This window comes from Micromonospora tarapacensis (genome assembly GCF_019697375.1).
In the GTDB taxonomy this organism is placed as follows: domain Bacteria; phylum Actinomycetota; class Actinomycetes; order Mycobacteriales; family Micromonosporaceae; genus Micromonospora; species Micromonospora tarapacensis.
The window spans coordinates 99,633-117,007 of record NZ_JAHCDI010000003.1; the positions used below are offsets into that span (position 1 = coordinate 99,633).

At 73.8% G+C, this 17,375-nt stretch carries 14 protein-coding genes and 1 pseudogene; 8 read left to right on the forward strand and 7 right to left on the reverse strand.

The annotated features are described in order from the left end of the window. Both KIF24_RS01230 and KIF24_RS01235 read right to left on the reverse strand, forming a co-directional pair. A complete protein-coding gene (locus KIF24_RS01230) occupies positions 1–618 on the reverse strand; it encodes a TetR/AcrR family transcriptional regulator (RefSeq protein ID WP_221082382.1) in 618 nt (205 codons plus the stop codon). A 208-nt stretch (positions 619–826) separates the two neighbouring features. Next, complete coding sequence (locus tag KIF24_RS01235; RefSeq protein WP_221082383.1) at positions 827–1,504, reverse strand: Crp/Fnr family transcriptional regulator; 678 nt, start codon at positions 1,502–1,504, stop codon at positions 827–829. Between the two features lie 217 nt (positions 1,505–1,721). Here KIF24_RS01235 and KIF24_RS01240 point away from each other — a divergent pair, with 217 nt between their 5' ends. The 6 genes from KIF24_RS01240 (at position 1,722) to KIF24_RS01265 (ending at position 6,998) form a co-directional block, all read left to right on the forward strand. Beyond that, positions 1,722–2,381, forward strand: coding sequence for an adenosylcobinamide amidohydrolase (locus KIF24_RS01240; protein ID WP_221082384.1), 660 nt, complete (start codon positions 1,722–1,724; stop codon positions 2,379–2,381). Between the two features lie 58 nt (positions 2,382–2,439). Beyond that, positions 2,440–3,588 (forward strand): CapA family protein, encoded by a 1,149-nt coding sequence (locus KIF24_RS01245; RefSeq protein ID WP_221082385.1) that lies wholly within the window; start codon positions 2,440–2,442, stop codon positions 3,586–3,588. A gap of 16 nt (positions 3,589–3,604) precedes the next feature. After that, a complete protein-coding gene (nth, locus tag KIF24_RS01250) occupies positions 3,605–4,429 on the forward strand; it encodes an endonuclease III (protein ID WP_221082386.1) in 825 nt (274 codons plus the stop codon). Next, positions 4,429–5,034, forward strand: coding sequence for a TlpA family protein disulfide reductase (locus KIF24_RS01255; RefSeq protein ID WP_407939885.1), 606 nt, complete (start codon positions 4,429–4,431; stop codon positions 5,032–5,034). Before nth ends, KIF24_RS01255 begins: the two co-directional genes overlap by 1 nt. A 53-nt stretch (positions 5,035–5,087) precedes the next feature. Next, positions 5,088–5,756, forward strand: a complete 669-nt coding sequence (locus KIF24_RS01260) for an NUDIX hydrolase (protein WP_221083118.1) — start codon at positions 5,088–5,090, stop codon at positions 5,754–5,756. A 63-nt stretch (positions 5,757–5,819) separates the two neighbouring features. After that, a complete protein-coding gene (locus tag KIF24_RS01265; RefSeq protein WP_221082388.1) occupies positions 5,820–6,998 on the forward strand; it encodes a MarP family serine protease in 1,179 nt (392 codons plus the stop codon). Between the two features lie 38 nt (positions 6,999–7,036). On the opposite strand, the gene KIF24_RS01270 is transcribed toward KIF24_RS01265, so the two are convergent. The 3 genes and pseudogenes from KIF24_RS01270 to eccCa form a co-directional block, all read right to left on the reverse strand. Beyond that, complete coding sequence (locus tag KIF24_RS01270; protein ID WP_221082389.1) at positions 7,037–7,756, reverse strand: phosphatase PAP2 family protein; 720 nt, start codon at positions 7,754–7,756, stop codon at positions 7,037–7,039. An 82-nt stretch (positions 7,757–7,838) separates the two neighbouring features. Beyond that, a complete protein-coding gene (gene mycP / locus KIF24_RS01275; protein WP_407939886.1) occupies positions 7,839–8,999 on the reverse strand; it encodes a type VII secretion-associated serine protease mycosin in 1,161 nt (386 codons plus the stop codon). 234 nt (positions 9,000–9,233) lie between these two features. Further along, a pseudogene (eccCa, locus tag KIF24_RS01280) lies at positions 9,234–13,174 on the reverse strand (type VII secretion protein EccCa). A gap of 100 nt (positions 13,175–13,274) precedes the next feature. Between eccCa and eccD the strand changes: the two are divergent. After that, on the forward strand, positions 13,275–14,675 hold the full coding sequence (gene eccD / locus KIF24_RS01285) for a type VII secretion integral membrane protein EccD (RefSeq protein WP_221082391.1): 1,401 nt from the start codon (positions 13,275–13,277) through the stop codon (positions 14,673–14,675). Positions 14,676–14,702: 27 nt separating this feature from the next. On the opposite strand, the gene KIF24_RS01290 is transcribed toward eccD, so the two are convergent. Beyond that, complete coding sequence (locus tag KIF24_RS01290) at positions 14,703–15,209, reverse strand: inorganic diphosphatase (protein ID WP_221082392.1); 507 nt, start codon at positions 15,207–15,209, stop codon at positions 14,703–14,705. A 171-nt stretch (positions 15,210–15,380) separates the two neighbouring features. Then, complete coding sequence (locus tag KIF24_RS32050; RefSeq protein ID WP_230414778.1) at positions 15,381–15,842, reverse strand: hypothetical protein; 462 nt, start codon at positions 15,840–15,842, stop codon at positions 15,381–15,383. A gap of 12 nt (positions 15,843–15,854) precedes the next feature. On the opposite strand from KIF24_RS32050, the gene dacB reads away from it, so the two are divergent. Then, positions 15,855–17,261: a D-alanyl-D-alanine carboxypeptidase/D-alanyl-D-alanine endopeptidase gene (gene dacB / locus KIF24_RS01295; protein WP_407939848.1), complete on the forward strand. Its 1,407-nt coding sequence runs from the start codon at positions 15,855–15,857 to the stop codon at positions 17,259–17,261. Positions 17,262–17,375 lie beyond the last annotated feature (114 nt).

Consider the following 17,375-nt stretch of genomic DNA (forward strand, 5'->3'; position numbering starts at 1 on the left):
TCAGCGGGTCTCCGCGGCGGTCAGCAGCATCGCGAGCTGGTGTTTCCAGGGGTGCAGCAGGGCGGCTCGGCGGGCCGAGTCGTCGCTGAGCAGGTTGGCCACGCCGAGGCCGCGCAGCAGGTCGAGGGTCGCCTGGACCGCCTCGCGCACGCCGGGCCGCCGCTCGTCCACGCCGAGCAGCTCGACCGCCAGCCGGTGCATCTCGCGGCCGATCCGGGTCTCCACGGGCAGCAGCGCGGCGCGCAGCTCGGCGTCGGTGCGGGCGGCCACCCACAGCTCCAGTGCGGCGACGAAGAGCGGCCCGGTGAAGGCGGCGGCGAGCAGGTCGACCACCCGGTCCAGCCGGCGGGGACCGGCGGGCAGGGTGTCGGCCTCGGCGCGCAGCTCCGCCGCCCGGCGCTCGGTGAGATGACCGACGGCGGCGGTGACCAGGGCGGTCCGGGTCGGGTAGTGATGCAGCTGGGCTCCCCGGGAGACGCCGGCCCGGGCCGCCACGACCGTGGTGGTGGTGCCGGACCAGCCGTGCTCCACCAGGCACTCGACGGTCGCCTCCAGCAGCCGGGCCTGGGTGGCGCGGCTGCGTTCCTGTTGCGGGACGCGGGTCGATGCGGGAGGCACCCGCCCAGCCTGCCGCCCGGACAAACAAACAGTCAAGACTGACTTTTTGTGGTCGCGTCAGGCAGGCCGTTTCAGCCGGGAGAACGGACCCGCACTGCGCCCTTGTGCTACGTCAGCCAGCGCAACGGGTTCAACCTGAGCCGTCGCGCGGTTGAACGCAGCGCAAGGGCGCGTGCGCAGAGACGGTTGGCCGGGCGTCGGCCGGGTCTCAGACCCGTGCGCGGCGGGCCAGGCGCTCCGGGTCGAGGATGATGATGCTCTTGCCGTCCAGCCGCAGCCAGCCACGCGAGGCGAAGTCGGCCAGCGCCTTGTTCACCGTCTCGCGGGAGGCGCCGACGAGCTGGGCGATCTCCTCCTGGGTCAGGTCGTGCGTCACCCGCAGCACGCCGCCGTCGCGGGTGCCGAAGCGGCCGGCCATCTGGAGCAGGTTCTTGGCGACCCGGCCGGGCACGTCGGTGAAGATCAGGTCGGCCAGCGCGTCGTTGGTCCGGCGCAGCCTACGGGCGAGCACCCGCAACAGCTGCTCGGCGATCTCCGGACGGTTGTTCAGCCACGGCCGCAGGGCCTGCTTGCGCAGCCGGGCCAGCCGGCTGTCGGTGACCGCCGTGGCCGTCGCCGTACGCGGCCCCGGGTCGAACAACGACAGCTCGCCGACCATGTCCGACGGGCCCATCACGGCGATCAGGTTCTGCCGGCCGTCCGCCGCCCGGCGACCCACCTTGATCTTGCCGGACAGCAGGATGTAGAGACTGTCGCCGGGCTCACCCTCGTTGAAGACGACCTCGCCCTTGCGGACGTCGATCGTCTCCATCTCCTTGGCGAGTGCCTCGGCAGCCTCCGGGTCGACACCCTGGAAGATCCCGCTGCGAGCCAGTACCTCGTCCATCGCGCACCTCCGGTTGCGCGTGCCGCCCATCGGCCGGGTCCGCCGTCCGCTGATCCCTCGCGCGCCGACCAGTCTAGGCGCACGTGAGCAGGAATCAGAGGTCCACCCCTGGAATCTTGATCGTTGGGCGTAACGTGCCCGTCGTGATCGCGCACTAGGATCCCGCCCCTGGTCGGGCCGGTGCGGGCCGGTCGGGTCCCGGCCATAGGGTCACGGCGTGCTGAACGAGCCCCTGCTGACCGCCCGGCGCGAGGATGAACGGGACATTCCGCTGCTCATGTGGCGTGCCGCGCGGCCGCTGCGGGCGATCAGCTCCGCCCCGCTGGGCGGTGGGCTCGGCCTGCGGCGGTGGGTGCTGAACGCGACGGTGCCGATGTCGTACGACCGGGACGACCCCGCCGACCACCTGGCGGCGATGGCCCGCGGGCTCGGCCTCGACGGGCCTGGAGTGGGCCTGCTGACCGGCGTCGACGTCGGCGAGGTGGTCACCCGGACCGACACGGGCGTGCAGGTCTGGACCACCGTCGGCCTGGGCACCCCGGTCCCCGCCGCCGCTCCCGCGACGGGCGCACCGGCGCAGCCGGTCGGCACGGTCAACATCGTGGCCTACGTACCGGCCCGGCTCGGCGACGCGGCACTGGTCAACACGGTGGCCACGGCCACCGAGGCGAAGGCCCAGGCGATCGCGGAGCTGGGGCTGCCCGGCACCGGCACCCCGACGGACGCCGTCGTCGTGCTCTGCCCGCCGGACGGGCCGGCCTGCCCCTACGGTGGCCCCCGTTCCACCTGGGGAGCGCCGCTGGCCAGGGCGGTACACGCCGCCGTACTGACGGTCGGGGCCGACACCGTCGGATGGTCGGATCGGCTTCCGGGCTGAATCTCCTCACCCGATCGGCCGTCGTCGTCGCGTTTTCCGCACGGTAGGGTCGCCTCCGATGTACTCTCCCGCCCCCCTCGCGTCCCGACCGCGCCGCCGCGCCGCGGCCGCGCTCGGCGCGCTGCTCGCCGCACTCCTCCTCGCCGGCTGCGCCACGACCGACGAGGGCCCGATCTGGCAACCCGGTGCGGGCGGTGGTGACACGGGCGCACCGGTCGAGTCGAGCGCCCCCGCCGTCAAGAAGATCTCGCTCTCCGCCACCGGTGACATCGTCATGGCCATGGCGCCCGACCGGCTGCCGCCCGACGACGGCAAGGGCTTCTTCGACTCGGTGAAGAAGGCGATCGCCGCGGACGTCGCGATGGGCAACCTGGAAGAGCCGTTGACCGTGGACACCGGGGCCGGCAAGTGCGGGGCGAACTCCACCCGCTGCTTCCAGTTCCGGGCCCCGCCGGAGTATGCCGCGCACCTCGCCGACGCCGGGTTCGACCTGCTCAACCAGGCCAACAACCACGGCTACGACTTCGGGCCGGAGGGGTACGAGAACACCCAGAAGGCACTGGAGGAGCACGATCTCGCCCACACCGGGGCGCCCGACCAGATCACGGTGGTTCAGGCCAAGGGTGTCAAGGTCGCCGTCGCCGGCTTCTCGTCGTACCGCTGGTCGAACAGCCTGGTCGACATCCCGGCGGCCAAGAAGGTGATCGCCAAGGCGGCCACCATGGCGGACATCGTCGTGGTGCAGGTGCACATGGGCGCCGAGGGGTCGGAGATGACGCGGGTGCGCCCGGGTACCGAGATGTTCCTCGGCGAGAACCGGGGCGACCCGATCAAGTTCTCCCGCGCGATGATCGACTCCGGTGCCGACCTGGTCGTCGGCCACGGACCGCACGTGCTGCGCGGCATGGAGTTCTACCAGGGCCGGCTCATCGCGTACAGCCTGGGCAACTTCGCCGGTGGCGGCAACTCGCTGAGCAACAACGGCCGCCTCGGCTGGGGCGGCGTCCTCAAGGTGTCGCTCGAGGCGGACGGCAGCTGGGCCGGAGGCTCGTTCACCTCCACCTACATGAACGGTGCCCGCCTGCCGACGATCGACCCGGACGACCGGGGCCTGGGGCTGCTCCGGGATCTCACCAAGCTCGATTTCCCGGACACCGGTGCCCGGTTCACCGACGCCGGAAAGATCAGCCCACCGGCCGAGGACTGATCAACGGCCCACCGGGATGGGTCGGCGGAAGGTGTCGTCCCGGCGACGTAGGCTGGCCGTCGTGACCAGAAGCGCCACCGAGACCGACCTGGGTCGTACGCGCCGGGCGCGCCGGATCGGCCGCGTGCTCGCCGAGACGCACCCCGACGCGCACTGCGAACTCGACCATGGCAACGCGCTGGAGCTGGCCGTCGCCACGATCCTCTCGGCACAGTGCACGGACAAGAAGGTCAACGAGGTAACTCCGAAGCTGTTCGCCCGCTACCCGGGCGCCGCCGACTATGCCGGGGCGGATCGCGGCGAGTTGGAGGAGATGATCCGACCGACCGGCTTCTACCGCAACAAGACCAACTCGCTGATCCAGCTCGGCCAGGCCCTCGTCGAGCGGTACGACGGCCGGGTTCCCGGCCGGCTGGCCGACCTGGTCACGCTGCCCGGGATCGGCCGCAAGACCGCCAACGTCATCCTCGGCAACGCCTTCGACGTGCCCGGCATCACCGTCGACACCCACTTCCAGCGGCTGGTGCAGCGCTGGGGGCTGACCACCGAAAGTGACCCGGTCAAGATCGAGCACGAGATCGGGGCGATGTTCCCGAAGCGGGACTGGACCATGCTGTCGCACCGGATCATCTTCCATGGGCGCCGGGTCTGCCACGCACGCAAGCCCGCCTGCGGGGCGTGCACACTGACGAAGCTCTGCCCGTCGTACGGCGCCGGGCCGACCGAGCCGCCCGCCGCGGCGAAGCTGCTGAAGGGACCCCGGGCCCGCGACCTCGCGGTGGCCGCCGGAGTCGATCCCGAACTCGTCCCGGTGCAGGCGGTCCAGGCGGAGGCACCGTGATCCGCCGGCTCGCCCTGCTGTCACTGCCGCTGTTGCTGCTGGTCACGGTGGCCTGCACCACCGAGACCGAGGCTCCGGAACCCGCCCGGGAGGATGCGGTGGCCACCCGTCCGTCGCCGTTCCAGGACTGCGCCGGTCTCACCGACGGCCCGGCGGACCCCGTCGACGGTGCGGCGGCGGGCGACCCGCTGCCCGAGTTGACCCTGACCTGCTTCACCGGCGGCGACCCGGTCGCCCTCCGCGACGTGCGCGGGCCGGCCGTGTTCAACATCTGGGCCTCCTGGTGCCCACCCTGCCGCAAGGAGTTGCCCGCCTTCCAGCGGCTCAGCGAACGGGCCGAGGGCCGGTTGCGGGTGATCGGGGTGAACAGCCGGGACAGCCGCGGTGCGGCCCAGTCGATCGGCGAGGACTTCGGCGTCCGGTTCCCGATGCTTGTCGACCAGGGTGAGGCGGTGCAGCGGGCGCTGCGCCGCAACGCGGTCCCGCTGACCGTCTTCGTCGACGCCCAGGGCCGGGTCCGGCATGTCGACAGCTCCGGTGCGCTGGACGATGCCCGCCTCGCCGAACTCGTCCAACAGCACCTCGGCCTCACGGTAACGGCGTGAGCGAGCACCAGCGGGCGAGGAGTCAGCGAGCGGGCCAGCCACCGCCGGAGTGGATGCAGCCGCTGCTGGGTCGGCTCGGCACCGCGCGCACCGAGGACTTCACCCAGCTGCGTACGCCGGAGCGCGGCGGCCGGGACAGCGCCGTGCTGGTGCTGCTCGGCGAGGATGTCGCCACCGGCCCGGACGTGCTGGTCCTTCAGCGGGCCGCCACTCTGCGTAACCACCCTGGTCAGCCGGCGTTTCCCGGTGGTGCCGCCGACCCGGGGGACACCGACGCCGCGGCCACGGCCCTGCGCGAGGCGAACGAGGAGGTCGGGCTCGATCCGGTGAGCGTCACCGTCCTGGCGCAGCTGCCGAGGTTGTGGATCCCGGTCAGCGACTTCGTGGTGACGCCCGTGCTCGCCTGGTGGCACGAGCCACACCCGGTGCATTCCCGGGAGCCGGCGGAGGTCGCGCACGTCGCCCGACTGCCGATCGACGAGCTGGTCGACCCGGCGAACCGGGTCCGGGTACGCCACCCGAGCGGCTGGGTCGGCCCGGCCTTCTCCGTCCGCGGGATGCTCGTCTGGGGCTTCACCGCCGGGGTGCTGGCCGCGCTGCTGGAGATGGGCGGCTGGAGCCGGCCGTGGCCGCATGGCCGATTGATCGATCTTCCACCGACCGGCGCGTCGCCCGCCCCGTCGGCCGGCACCGACGAGGTCGACGAGAGCGCCCTGCGCTGACCTGACCGTCACCTTGCGCAAGCGATCGTCATCTCGCGAGCCTGCTGCCCGTACGCTTGAGTCGTGTCGGCCGTGGATCTCGTTCTGCTGTTGCTCATGCTCGTGTTCGCGATCAGCGGATATCGACAGGGGTTCGTCATCGGGGTGCTCTCGTTCTCCGGCTTCTTCCTCGGCGCCCTGATCGGTCTCCAGGTCGGGCCGCGGTTCGCCCAGCAGTTCGTGGACAGCGGCACCCGGGTGCTGATCTCACTGGTGGCCATCTTCGGCCTGGCCGTGGTGGGTCAGGCCCTCGCCGGCTGGCTCGGCTCCCACCTGCGCCGCACGATCGCCAGTGACGTCGGGCGGCAGGCCGACGACATCGGCGGTGCCTTCGTCTCGCTCTTCGCGGTGCTCCTGGTCGCCTGGCTCGTCGCCGTGCCGCTCGGTTCCTCCTCGCTGCCCTGGCTCGCCGCCTCCGTGAAGAGCAGCGCACTGCTCAACGTGGTCGACCGGGTGCTGCCCGACCAGGCCCAGCAGCTCTCCACCGCGCTGCGGGACACCGTCGACACCAACGGCTTCCCGGACGTCTTCGACGGGCTTCGGCGCACCCCGGCCCAGCAGGTCGAGCCGCCCGACCCGGCGCTCGCCGGCTCCGAGGTGGTGAGCAGCGGCCAGCGTTCGGTGGTGAAGGTGCTCGGTTCGGCGCCGAGCTGTTCCCGGCGGATCGAGGGCTCCGGCTTCGTCTACGCCGACGACCGGGTGATGACCAACGCGCACGTGGTCGCCGGCACCCGTTCGGTGGCGGTGGAGCTGCGCGGGGACCGGTACGAGGGTGAGGTGGTCGCCTACGACCCGGACCGGGACCTGGCCGTGCTCTACGTGCCCGGCCTGCCCGGCCCGTCGCTGCGGTTCGCCGCCGGCAACGCCTCCACCGGCGCGGACGCCATCGTGCTCGGTTTTCCGTTGGACGGGCCGTACAACGCGCAGTCGGCCCGGGTCCGCGACGTCGACCGGATCACCGCGCCGGACATCTACTCGTCGGGGAACGTGACCCGGGAGATCTACACGATCCGGGCGCTGGTCCGCAGTGGCAACTCGGGCGGGCCGCTGATGTCCTCGAACGGCCTGGTGCTCGGAGTGATCTTCGCGGCTGCGGCCGAGGACCCGAACACCGGTTTCGCGGTCACCGCCGCCGAGGCCCGCCCGGTGGCGTTGGCCGGCGCCGAGCGTACCCGGGGTACCGACACCGGCGACTGCACCTGACGTCCGCACCCGGCCGGACGCGCGGTGAAGCCGGCGGGTCAGCCGGGCCAGGCCCGGGGCCAGACGGCGAAGGCGGTGCTGGTGGCGGCGACCACCGCCACTCCGAGCAGCCATCCGGCGAGCACGTCGCTGGTCCAGTGGACGCCGAGGGCGATCCGGCTGAGCCCGGTCACCAGGGCGATCAACAGGGCGCCGAGCCGGACCGCCAGGCGGGCCGTGGACCGGTCCCCGGCCCGGGGCAGGAACACCACCACGAGAACCCCGGCGGCGAGTACCGCGTTCAGCGCGTGCCCCGAGGGAAAGGCCAGACCGGGCGCCTCCGCCACCGGGTCGGCCAGGTCCGGTCGGTGGCGACCGACCAGCAGCTTGAGCAGCGGTCCGAGCAGTCCGCCGAGCAGCACGGTCGTGGCGACCCAGACGGCGAGCCGCCGGGCACCGCGGCGGATCAGCCAGATCACCAGCACCAGCGCCGCGGCACGCAACGGCATCGGCGCGAGGGTGTCGGTCCAGACGCTCATCACCCACACCCAGGCCGGATGGTCGAGGGCGTACCGGTGCAGGTGCGCGGCGATCGCCGCGTCCAGCCGGAGCAGCGGCGGCCAGTCGCCCACCACCAGCGTGGCGAGCAGCGTGAACGGCACCAGGGTCAGCAGGCCCGAGGTGGTGGGTGCGGACCGCGGCCCCGATGGATCGTCCGGGCGCCGGCGAGGGCGCCACCCGGTTGGTGGCGCCGCACCGCGCCGGCCGTAGCTGTTCACGGCGATTGTTGTACCCGCTGTCCGGGCCGGAGTAGCCGCGATCTGCCGAATCTGTTCCACCCGGCACCCGGACGGCGGCCGGTCAGCGGTGGGAGTGCCGGAACCTGCGCACCATGAGCGCAGCTCCGCTGAGCAGGGCGACGAAGATGGCCGACCCGAACCAGAGCCGCTCCGACGCGGCGTCGTCCTGTGCTCCGGCGGCCCGGGCCCGCCACTGCGTCTCCTGCCGCGACCCGTCGAGGCCGAGCTGCTCGGCGTCCGGGTCGCCCGCCGTCAGGGAGCCGGGTGCCGGGCCGAACCCGGCCACCCCCGGCGGGTCGTTGTCGTCCAGCGGGTTCTGGTGCACCAGCGGCACCTGCGCGGTCAGTGCCCGGATCGGGTCGATCAGGCCGTAGCCGAACCGGTCGTCCCGGCCGGTGGGGCCGATGTCCTTCGCGGTGACCAGCAGCCGGTTCACCACGTCCCCGGCGGACATCCGCGGGTAGCGGGACCGGACCAGGGCCGCGGTGGCGGTGACCAGCGGCGCCGCGAAGCTGGTGCCCTGCACCCGCCAGTACCCGCCGGGAGGGCGAGCGCCGACCAGCCCACTGGCGGGGGCGGTGAGGATGGTGGCGCGCCCGGTGATCGCACCGTTCCAGAGGTTGTCGCTGCTGCGTTCCAGACCGGAAACGGCGATCACGCCCGGCTCCCGGGCCGGGTACCAGACCTTCGCGTCGGGTGAGGTGGCGAGGTTCCCGGTGCAGGCGACCACCACCACGTCCTTGGCGAAGGCGTAGTCGATCGCCGCGGCCAGGGCTGCGCTGTCGCCACTCCCACCCAGCGACAGGTTGATCACCTTGGCGCCGTTGTCGACCGCCCACCGTACGCCCTTCGCCACGATGAGCGCGTCGTCGTAACGGTTCTCCTCGTCGAGAACCCGCACCGGCAGGATCCGGGCGTCCGGTGCCAGCCCCACCACGCCCCGACGGTCGTCGTTGCGCCCGGCGATCAGGCCGGCCACCGTCGTGCCGTGCCCGACCGGATCCGGATCGAGCGCCCCGCCGGAGGCGACCAGGTCGAGCCCGGGCAGCACCTGACCGGCCAGATCCGGGTGGGAACCGTCCACCCCGGAATCGATCACGGCGACGACCACGCCACGCCCGGTCGACGTGCGCCAGGCGAGCTGGGCGCCCAGTTTGTCGAGCTGCCACTGTTCGTCACGGACCTGGTCGGGGCGTTCGGCCGGGTCGGGCGCGTAGGCCACCGGAACGCCGAGGGCGGGTGCGGCGCCCGGCACGGCGGCGGCGGAACGACCGCGACGGCGGCCGACAGCACGGTGGCGGCCGCCGCGAGCAGCGCCCGGTGAGCGAACCGTCGGGGCCCTGGCGGGCCGCTGTGCCGCACCCTGGTCACATCCTCAGCCATTCGTCGCAGGACACATGACGATCGGAGATTACCCGTTCCATCCCTCTCCCAGGGACGTTCCGTGGAGTCGGCGTCACTGTGGCGGCAGATGGGCCAACTGGACCAGGCGTACGCCCTCGCGCCGGGTGGACAACCGGCCGCGCCCGGGCGGCAGCGGACCGGGGCGGACCGGGCCGACCAGCGCACCCTCCTCCGGGCTGCCCGACATCACCAGGCCCGAGGTGGACAGCTCGCGCAGTCGCTGCACGACCGGCTCGTACTGGGCGCGGGCGGCACCGCCGCAGCGCCGGACCAGCACCAGGTGCAGCCCGACGTCGCGGGCGTGCGGCAGGTGCTCCTCCAACGCCCGTAGCGGGTTCGCCGGCCCGCTCGCCACCAGGTCGTAGTCGTCGACCAGTACGAACAGTTCCGGGCCGGACCACCACGACCGGTCGCGTAGCTGCGTCGGGCTGACCTCGGGGCCGGGGATGCGGCCCTGCATGTAACCGGCGGCCGACTCGACCAGTTCGGCGGTGTGCGCGGCGGCGGTGCCGTACCCGATCAGGTGCGGCGTCGAGACGGCACCGAGCAGGCTGCGCCGGTAGTCGACGAGGATCACCCGAGCCTGTTCCGGCGTGAACCGGGTGATGATCGAGGCGGCCAGGGCGCGTAGGAACGACGACTTGCCGCACTCGGCGTCGCCGTAGACCACGAAGTGCGGTTCGGCGGCGAAGTCGAGGACCACCGGACGCAGATCCGCCTCGGCGATGCCCACCGGGATCCGTAGCCCGGCGGCGGCGTCGAGGTCGAGGTCGGCGTACGGCAGCACGGCCGGTAGCCGCCGCACCGGGGCGCGGCCGGCCCGGACCAACCCTCGCTGACCTGCTTCACCAGCCCGGCGGTGTCCGTGCCGGCCGCCTGCGGCAGCGCGGTGAGGAAGTGCAGGCTCTCCGAGGTGATGCCACGCCCCGGCGTCTGCTCCGGCACCTGCGTCGCCGCGCGCCGGGCGACCAGCGAGTCGGACGGGTCGCCGAGTCGCAGTTCGAGCCGGGAGCCGAAGAGATCCCGGATGCCCGCCCGGAAGTCCAGCCAGCGCACCGCGGTGGCCACCACGTGCAGGCCGTAGGAGAGCCCCCGGGTGGCCAGGTCGGTGATCAGCGGTTCCAGGTCGTCGTACTCGCCGCGCAGGGTCGCCCAACCGTCGACGACGAGAAAGACGTCGCCGAACCGGTCGGCATCGGCTTCACCGGCGACCCGGGTGCCGCGCCGCTGCCGCCAGGTGGCCATCGACTCCACGCCGGACTCGGCGAAGGCGCGCTCCCGTTCGGCGAGCAGGGTGGACATCTCGCCCACCGTGCGCCGGACGCCGGTCGGGTCGGCCCGCCCGACGACCCCGCCGACGTGCGGCAGGTCGCGCAGCGCGGCCAGCCCGCCGCCACCGAAGTCGAGGCAGTAGACCTGCGCCTCGGCCGGGGTGTGGGTCAGCGCCAGCGCGCAGATCAGCGTACGCAGCGCGGTCGACTTGCCGCTCTGCGTACCGCCGACCACCGCGACGTGGCCGGCCGCCCCGTCCAGCGCCAGCCAGAGCAGGTCCCGGCGCTGTTCGTACGGCTTGTCGACCACGGCCACCGGCACCTGCAGGGCCCCGTGCAGCTCGGGGTTGCCGAAGGTCAGCCCGCGTACCGGATCCACCGCGAGCGGGCCGACCAACTCGTCCAGCACGGGAGCGCCGGCCAGCGGGGGCAGCCACACCTGGTGTGCCGGCGGACCCTGCCCGGCCAGCCGGCCGATCAGCAGCTCCAGCAGGATCTCCCGGCTGTCGTTCTCGTCCGGCACGGTTGGCGGGGCGGGCGGTTGCGGCACGGGGGTGAAATGGGTGCCGAAGGCGAGCAGGCGCGGGCGGCCCGGTCCGGCCGCACCGGCCGCCGGGTCGCGCCGGCGCACCGGCCCGGAGACGTACGCGGCCTTGAAGCGCAGCAGCGGCTCGGTGCCGAAGCGCAGGTAGCCATGCCCCGGAGAGCGGGGCAGCTCGTGCGCGTCCGGTGCACCGAGCACCGTGCGGGACTCCAGGGCGGAGAAGGTCCGCAGCCCGATCCGGTACGACAGGTGTGTGTCGAGTCCCCGCAGCCGGCCCTCCTCCAGGCGCTGGCTCGCCAGCAGCAGGTGCACGCCGAGTGACCGGCCCAGGCGGCCGATCTGGACGAACAGGTCGATGAAGTCGGGCTTGGCCGACAGCAGTTCGGAGAATTCGTCGCAGATCAGCAGCAGCGACGGCAGCGGGGCCAGTGGACTGCCCGCCGCCCGCGCCCGCTCGTAGTCGCGCAGGCTGGCGAAGTTGCCGGCCCGGCGCAACAGCTCCTGCCGGCGGACCAGTTCGCCGTTGATCGCGTCGACCATCCGGTCGACCAGCGGCAGCGCGTCCGCCAGGTTGGTGATCACGGCGGCGGTGTGCGGCAGCCGGTCGAACGAGGCGAAGGTCGCCCCGCCCTTGAAATCGACAAGCACGAAGTTGAGTTGCTCGGAGGAGTGCGTGGCGGTCAGCCCGAGCACCAGCGTACGGAGCAGCTCGGACTTGCCCGACCCGGTGGCCCCGATCAGCAGCCCGTGCGGACCCATGCCGTCCTGCGCCGACTCCTTCAGATCCAACTCGATCGCGCCGCCGTCCACGCCGACGCCGATCGGCACCCGCAGCCGCTCGCGCGCGGGCCTCGACGCCCAGCCCTGCTCGGCGGTGTAGCCCTCCGGTTCGCCGATGCCGAGCAACTCCGGTAGGCCCGGCTCGGCGCCGGGTGACGCGTCGGCGCCCCGGGCACCGGCCAGCCGCAGCGGTGCCAGCCGGCGTCCCGTCGCCTCGGCCTCGGTGACCTCCAGCGCGTCGGCGGTGCCGACCTCGACCGCCCCGTCCGCGGAGTGCGAGTGCAGGCGACCGCCCCGCAGTTCCAGCAGCAGCGCCGACCGGTCGAGCAGGCGCGGCGGTGGGTTGTCCAGGTCGAGCAGGGTTACCGCGTCGATCCCGCCGTCCCCGGCCAGCTCGGTGGCGCCGGTCAGGTCACCACCGTCGAGCACGACCACCACGTGCGGCCCGCCGGTGGCCGGCCCGGCCGGGCTGAACCGGGAGCGGCTGGCCAGCACGTCGTCGAGCAGTCGCTCCAGCTCCACCGCGGAGCTGCTCACCAGCCGGGCCGGGCCGAGGGCGTCGCTGCGGGTCGGATGCTGGGCGTGCGGCAGCCACTTGACCCATTCCCAGACGGCACGCCGTTCCGGTCCGGCGCAGACGGCGACGAGCAGTTCGTCCGGCGCGTGGAACACCGCGAGCTGGGTGAGCATCGCCCGGGTCAGTGCCTGTGCGGGCGGCGACCCGGTCGGACCGACCGGTGCGGCCCGGACGAAGACCCGGGCGAAGCTGCGCAGCGACAGGGCCACCGGCAGGTCGGGCACCACCGAGTAGGCGTCCAGGAAGCGACGCAGCGCTCCCGCGGTCATCGGCTCCAGCTCCTCCAGCGGGCGAGTGACCGGCGGCACCAACGGAGTGGCCAGAGTCTGCGGCCCGACGGCGACCCGGACCACGGCGAAGTCCGGATCGCCGGGGCGCCGCTCCCAGACCCGGTGGCTGTCCACCGTCGACCAGAGCAGCGAGGGATCCGGGTGCCGGTAGGAGAGGCCCGCGCGTTGCCTCGCCGCGGTCTGGCGTACCTGCCGCCGCAGCGTCGCCAGGTGCCGCAGGTACTCCCGGCGGGCCGCCATCATCTCGGACTTCTTCGGCGTGCCCGAGGCGCTGCCCCAGGAGGTCACCAGCATGGCCAGCGAGGAGAGGCCGAACATGCCGCCGACCACGTACGAGTACGCCCCGCCGCCCCGGCCGAACATCATCGCCATCGCCACCGTACCGCCGAGCATCGGCAGCACCATCAGCAGCTGCTGCCAGCGTGCGCCGGTGACGGCCGGGATCTCCGGCGGTGCCGGTACCGGCAGCTCACCGAGCGGAATCTCGGGCGCCGGGCGTCGCGGCGGCCGCCGGATGACGACAGTGGACACTCGACCTCCTGACAGCGCACGGTAACCCGAGCCTGGCTCATGGTAGGTAAAGTCCTATCGTCCGCGCAGCAGCCGCCCCGCCAGATATGGAGATCAGCCGATGACAGTCGGCCTGGCCCGGGTCACCGTCAGCGCGCCCCAACGACGGGTCGACGTGGCCCTGCCGGAGCACGTCCCCCTCGCCGAGTTGCTGCCCGAGGTGCTCCGTCACGCCGGCGAGGGGCTCGCCGACGACGGTGAACGGCACGGCGGCTGGGTGCTCCGGCGGGCCGACGGCACTGTCCTGGTCACCGGGCAGGCCCTGCTCGCCCAGGGCGTCCGCGACGGCGAGGTGCTGCACCTGGTGCCGGCCCGGTCGCAGTGGCCCGAGTTGGAGTACGACGACGTGGTGGAGGCCGTCGCCGACGGCGCCCGCCGGCGGGGCGGAGCCTGGTCGCCCGGTGCCACCCGGGCGGTGGCGCTCGCCGGTGCCGGCGTCCCGCTCACCGTCGGACTGCTCGCCCTGGCCGCCGGCGGGCCGGCCGACGCCGCCGGCTGGCCGGCCGCGACCGTGGTGGCGGTGCTGCTGGTGCTGGCCGGCACCGTGCTGTCCCGAGCACAGGGCGACGGACCGGCCGGCGCCACCCTCGGCGGTTACGCGTTGCCGTACGCGGCCATGGCCGGTGCCCTCGCCGTCAGCTCGGGCGACCCGGTCGGCCCGGTCGGCGCGCTGCCGTGGATCGGCGCCCCGGAACTGCTGGCCGGCTCGGTGGCGTTGCTGCTGGGGTCGGTGCTCGGCCTGCTCGGGGTGGCCACCCGGCTGCGGGTCTTCGTGGCCGGCGTGGTGGTCGGCGCGGCCGGCGCCCCGGCCGCCGTCGGCGGGATGCTGCTCGGGCCGGCCGGTGCCGCCGCCGTGCTGCTCTGCGTGCTGGCCTTCGCGATCGGGGCGATCCCGCTGTTGGCGATCCGGTTGGGCAAGGTGCCGCTACCGCCCGTGACCCTGCCCAGTGGCGCTCCGGACGATCCGGACCGGGCCCGTGACCTGCCGGACCGGGGTCGGGTGTACGCGGCCGTGACCCGCACCGAGGAGATGCTCAGCGGCATGCTGATCGGGCACGGGGTGCTGGCCGTGGGTGCCGCCGTGCTTCTCGGCGTCGCCGGCGCTACGGCCGGCCGGCTGCTCGTCGGGGTGACCTCGGCGGTGCTGCTGCTGCGGGCCCGGGTCTTCGCCGCGGTGCGGCACCGGGTGCCGCCGGTGCTCGCCGGGCTGGCCGGCTACGCGGTCCTCGGCGGGGCGCTCGCCGGTGCTGGCGGCGCGCCGGGCCGGCTCGCCCTGGTGGCTGGTGGGCTGCTGCTCGCCCTGCTGGTGGTGGCCGGTGGCACCACGTACGCCCGCCGCCCGGTCTCGCCGTACGTCGGCCGGGTCGCCGACCTCACCGACACCGTCCTGGTGGTTTCCGTGGTGCCGACCGCCTGCGCGGTGCTCGGCCTCTACGAACGGGCCCGGGGACTGCTCGGTTGAGCGCCCCGGGAACCGCCGGGACGTGGGTCAGTGGGTGGACTCGCCGCGCTCCTCGGCCTCCTTGGCCCGCCGGTACGACGCCCGGATCTCGGCCTCGGCCTCGGTGCGCCCCACCCAGGTCGCACCCTCGACCGACTTGCCCGGTTCCAGGTCCTTGTACACCTCGAAGAAGTGCTGGATCTCCAGCCGGTCGAACTCGCCGAGGTGGTGGATGTCGCGTAGGTGTTCCTGCCGCGGGTCCTCGTAGGGGACGCAGAGGACCTTGTCGTCGCCGCCCTTCTCGTCCGTCATCCGGAACATGCCGATGGTGCGGCACCGGATCAGGCAGCCCGGGAAGGTCGGCTCGGGCACCAGCACCAGGGCGTCCAGCGGGTCGCCGTCCTCGCCCAGGGTGCCCTCGATGAAGCCGTAGTCGGCTGGGTACTGGGTGGAGGTGAAGAGCGTGCGGTCCAGCCGGATCCGGCCGGTCGCGTGGTCCACCTCGTACTTGTTGCGGTGACCCTTGGGGATCTCAACCGTGACGTCGAAATCCATCTGCACGCTCCCTCGCTCGCCGGCGCTGGCTTGACGGAACCGGCGGCAGGGCCAGGCAGGCGAATGCTCACCCACCGACTCCGGCCGCCGCATAGTCTTCGGACCGAAGTAGTGTCACCCAGGCGCGTTCCCGGTGGGGGAGGAGGGGGTCGTGGGGAGGGAAGATTCACACTACCGTCCGGGCGGTGCCGCCGAAGGTGGTACGGGCCAACCGTCCGTGAAGCCGGCTGCCGGGCGGGTGCCGGTGCCGGAGGCGCAGATCCTCCGGCCGCAGCCGCCGACACCTCCGGCCCCCGGTCCCGCCTCGCCGTCCCCGACACCGCCCGCCCCAAATCCCGCCTCGCCGTCCCCGGCGACGCCGGCCCGGGGTGTCGCCACCGGCCGGGCCGTGGCGCCCGCCGCCGCCGTCCCGGCGAGCCCCGCCGCCGCTGCGACCGATCCGGCACCGGTGCCGACCGGCTCGGCGTCCGCCCCGACCGGCTCGGCGGCGATCCGGTCCTCGGCGGAGCCGACCCAGGAGCCGAGCACCGGGACCGGCCCCGGGCCGACCCTGGCCCCCGCCCGACCGCCGGGAGCCGCCGCCGGCACCCCGGCGACCCGCCGGGCGGCGCGGTGTCCCCGTCCCCGCGGCACCGGCTGCCACTGGTGCTCAGCGCTGTGCTCGTGCTCGTCCTGGTCGCGGTGGGGCTGGTCGTGGTCCGGCCCGGGCCGGTGGGCCGGTGGCTGGGCGGCGCTCCGGCAACACCGACGGCCACCGGGCCAGCCGAACCCGCACCGGTCGCGGTGCTGACCGGCGCCGACATCGGCGCACCGCTACCCAGCGCCGACGGGCTCCGGGCCGCGCTCGACCCGCTGGTCGGCGACGACGCCCTCGGCGGCCGGGTCAACGTGGCGGTGGCCGACGCGCTGACCGGGGAGCCGCTCTTCGACCGCGGTGGCGGTGAGGGGACCGTGCCGGCGTCGGTCACCAAACTGTTGACCGCGGTGACGGCCCTGACCGCCCGCGGTCCCGGCCACCGGATCCCGACCCGGGCGGTGGCCGGCGCGCAGCCGGGTGAGGTGGTGATCGTCGGTGGCGGAGACCCGACGCTGGCGGTCGACACGAAGGGCTTCTACCCGGGTGCCGCCAGCCTCACGGACCTCGCCGACCAGGTGCGCGCGGCGCTGGACGGAGTCGCACCGACCAGGGTCGTCGTCGACTCCTCGCGCTACTCCGGCCCGGTGTACGGACCCGGCTGGGACAGCGACGTCCCCACCGGCGGATACGGCGGTGCGATCACCGCGCTGATGCTCGACGGGGCGCGCAGGGACCCGAAGGCCGGCCCGGGCTGGGCCGAACGGGTGTCCCAGCCCGACCTGACCGCCGGTCGGGCCTTCGCCCAACTGCTCGGTGTGCCGGCTGACGCCGTGCGCAAGGGCACCGCACCGGCGGCGGCCGGGACGACCGGGGCACCATCCGGCAGCACCGGGCCCGGCACCGAGCTGGGCGTGGTGCATTCGCCACCGCTGATCCGCCTGGTCGACATCATGATCAGCGAGAGCGACAACATCGTCGCCGAGTCGCTGGCCCGCCAGGTTGCCCTGGCCCGCGAACGGCCCGCGTCGTTCGCCGGTGCCGCCGCGGCGATGGCCGAGGTGGTGTCCGAGCTGGCACTGCCGACGAGCGGGCTGACCCTCGCCGACGGCAGTGGCCTGTCCCGGCAGAACCTGATCAGCCCCGTGCTGCTGACCGAGCTGTTGACGCTCGCGGCCAGCCCCGACCGGCCCGAACTCGGCGGCATCTTCGGTGGGCTGCCGGTAGGTGGTTGGTCCGGCACGCTGCGTGACCGCTACGGGGCGGCAGCCGGTACGGCCGCCGGCGCCGGCGTGGTCCGCGCCAAGACGGGCACGTTGACCCGGGTGCACGCCATCGCGGGAGTGGTGACCACGGCCGAGGGCCGTCTGCTCACCTTCGCCGTGCTCACCGACGACGTGCCGCCGGACGGGATGGACGCGGCGCGGGCGGCACTCGATCGGATCGCCGCCGCCCTCGCCGCCTGCGGCTGCCACTGATCCGGCCGCGGCCGTGCCTGACCCCGGCCGGCGGGCGGTCCATGCCGGCTGGCGCCGGGCCACGCCCCCGGTCGCCCGTGCGCCGACCGGCGAGGTCGGGTGTCGTGGCGCGGG

What these genes read in the sequence shown, in the direction of transcription:
- KIF24_RS01235 (WP_221082383.1), bottom strand. Translation starts at nt 1,504, where the DNA reads ATGGACGAGGTACTGGCTCGCAGCGGGATCTTCCAGGGTGTCGACCCG.
- eccD (WP_221082391.1), top strand. Translation starts at nt 13,275, where the DNA reads ATGACAGTCGGCCTGGCCCGGGTCACCGTCAGCGCGCCCCAACGACGG.
- KIF24_RS01245 (WP_221082385.1), top strand. Translation starts at nt 2,440, where the DNA reads ATGTACTCTCCCGCCCCCCTCGCGTCCCGACCGCGCCGCCGCGCCGCG.
- KIF24_RS01260 (WP_221083118.1), top strand. Translation starts at nt 5,088, where the DNA reads ATGCAGCCGCTGCTGGGTCGGCTCGGCACCGCGCGCACCGAGGACTTC.
- nth (WP_221082386.1), top strand. Translation starts at nt 3,605, where the DNA reads ATGGGTCGGCGGAAGGTGTCGTCCCGGCGACGTAGGCTGGCCGTCGTG.
- KIF24_RS01290 (WP_221082392.1), bottom strand. Translation starts at nt 15,209, where the DNA reads ATGGATTTCGACGTCACGGTTGAGATCCCCAAGGGTCACCGCAACAAG.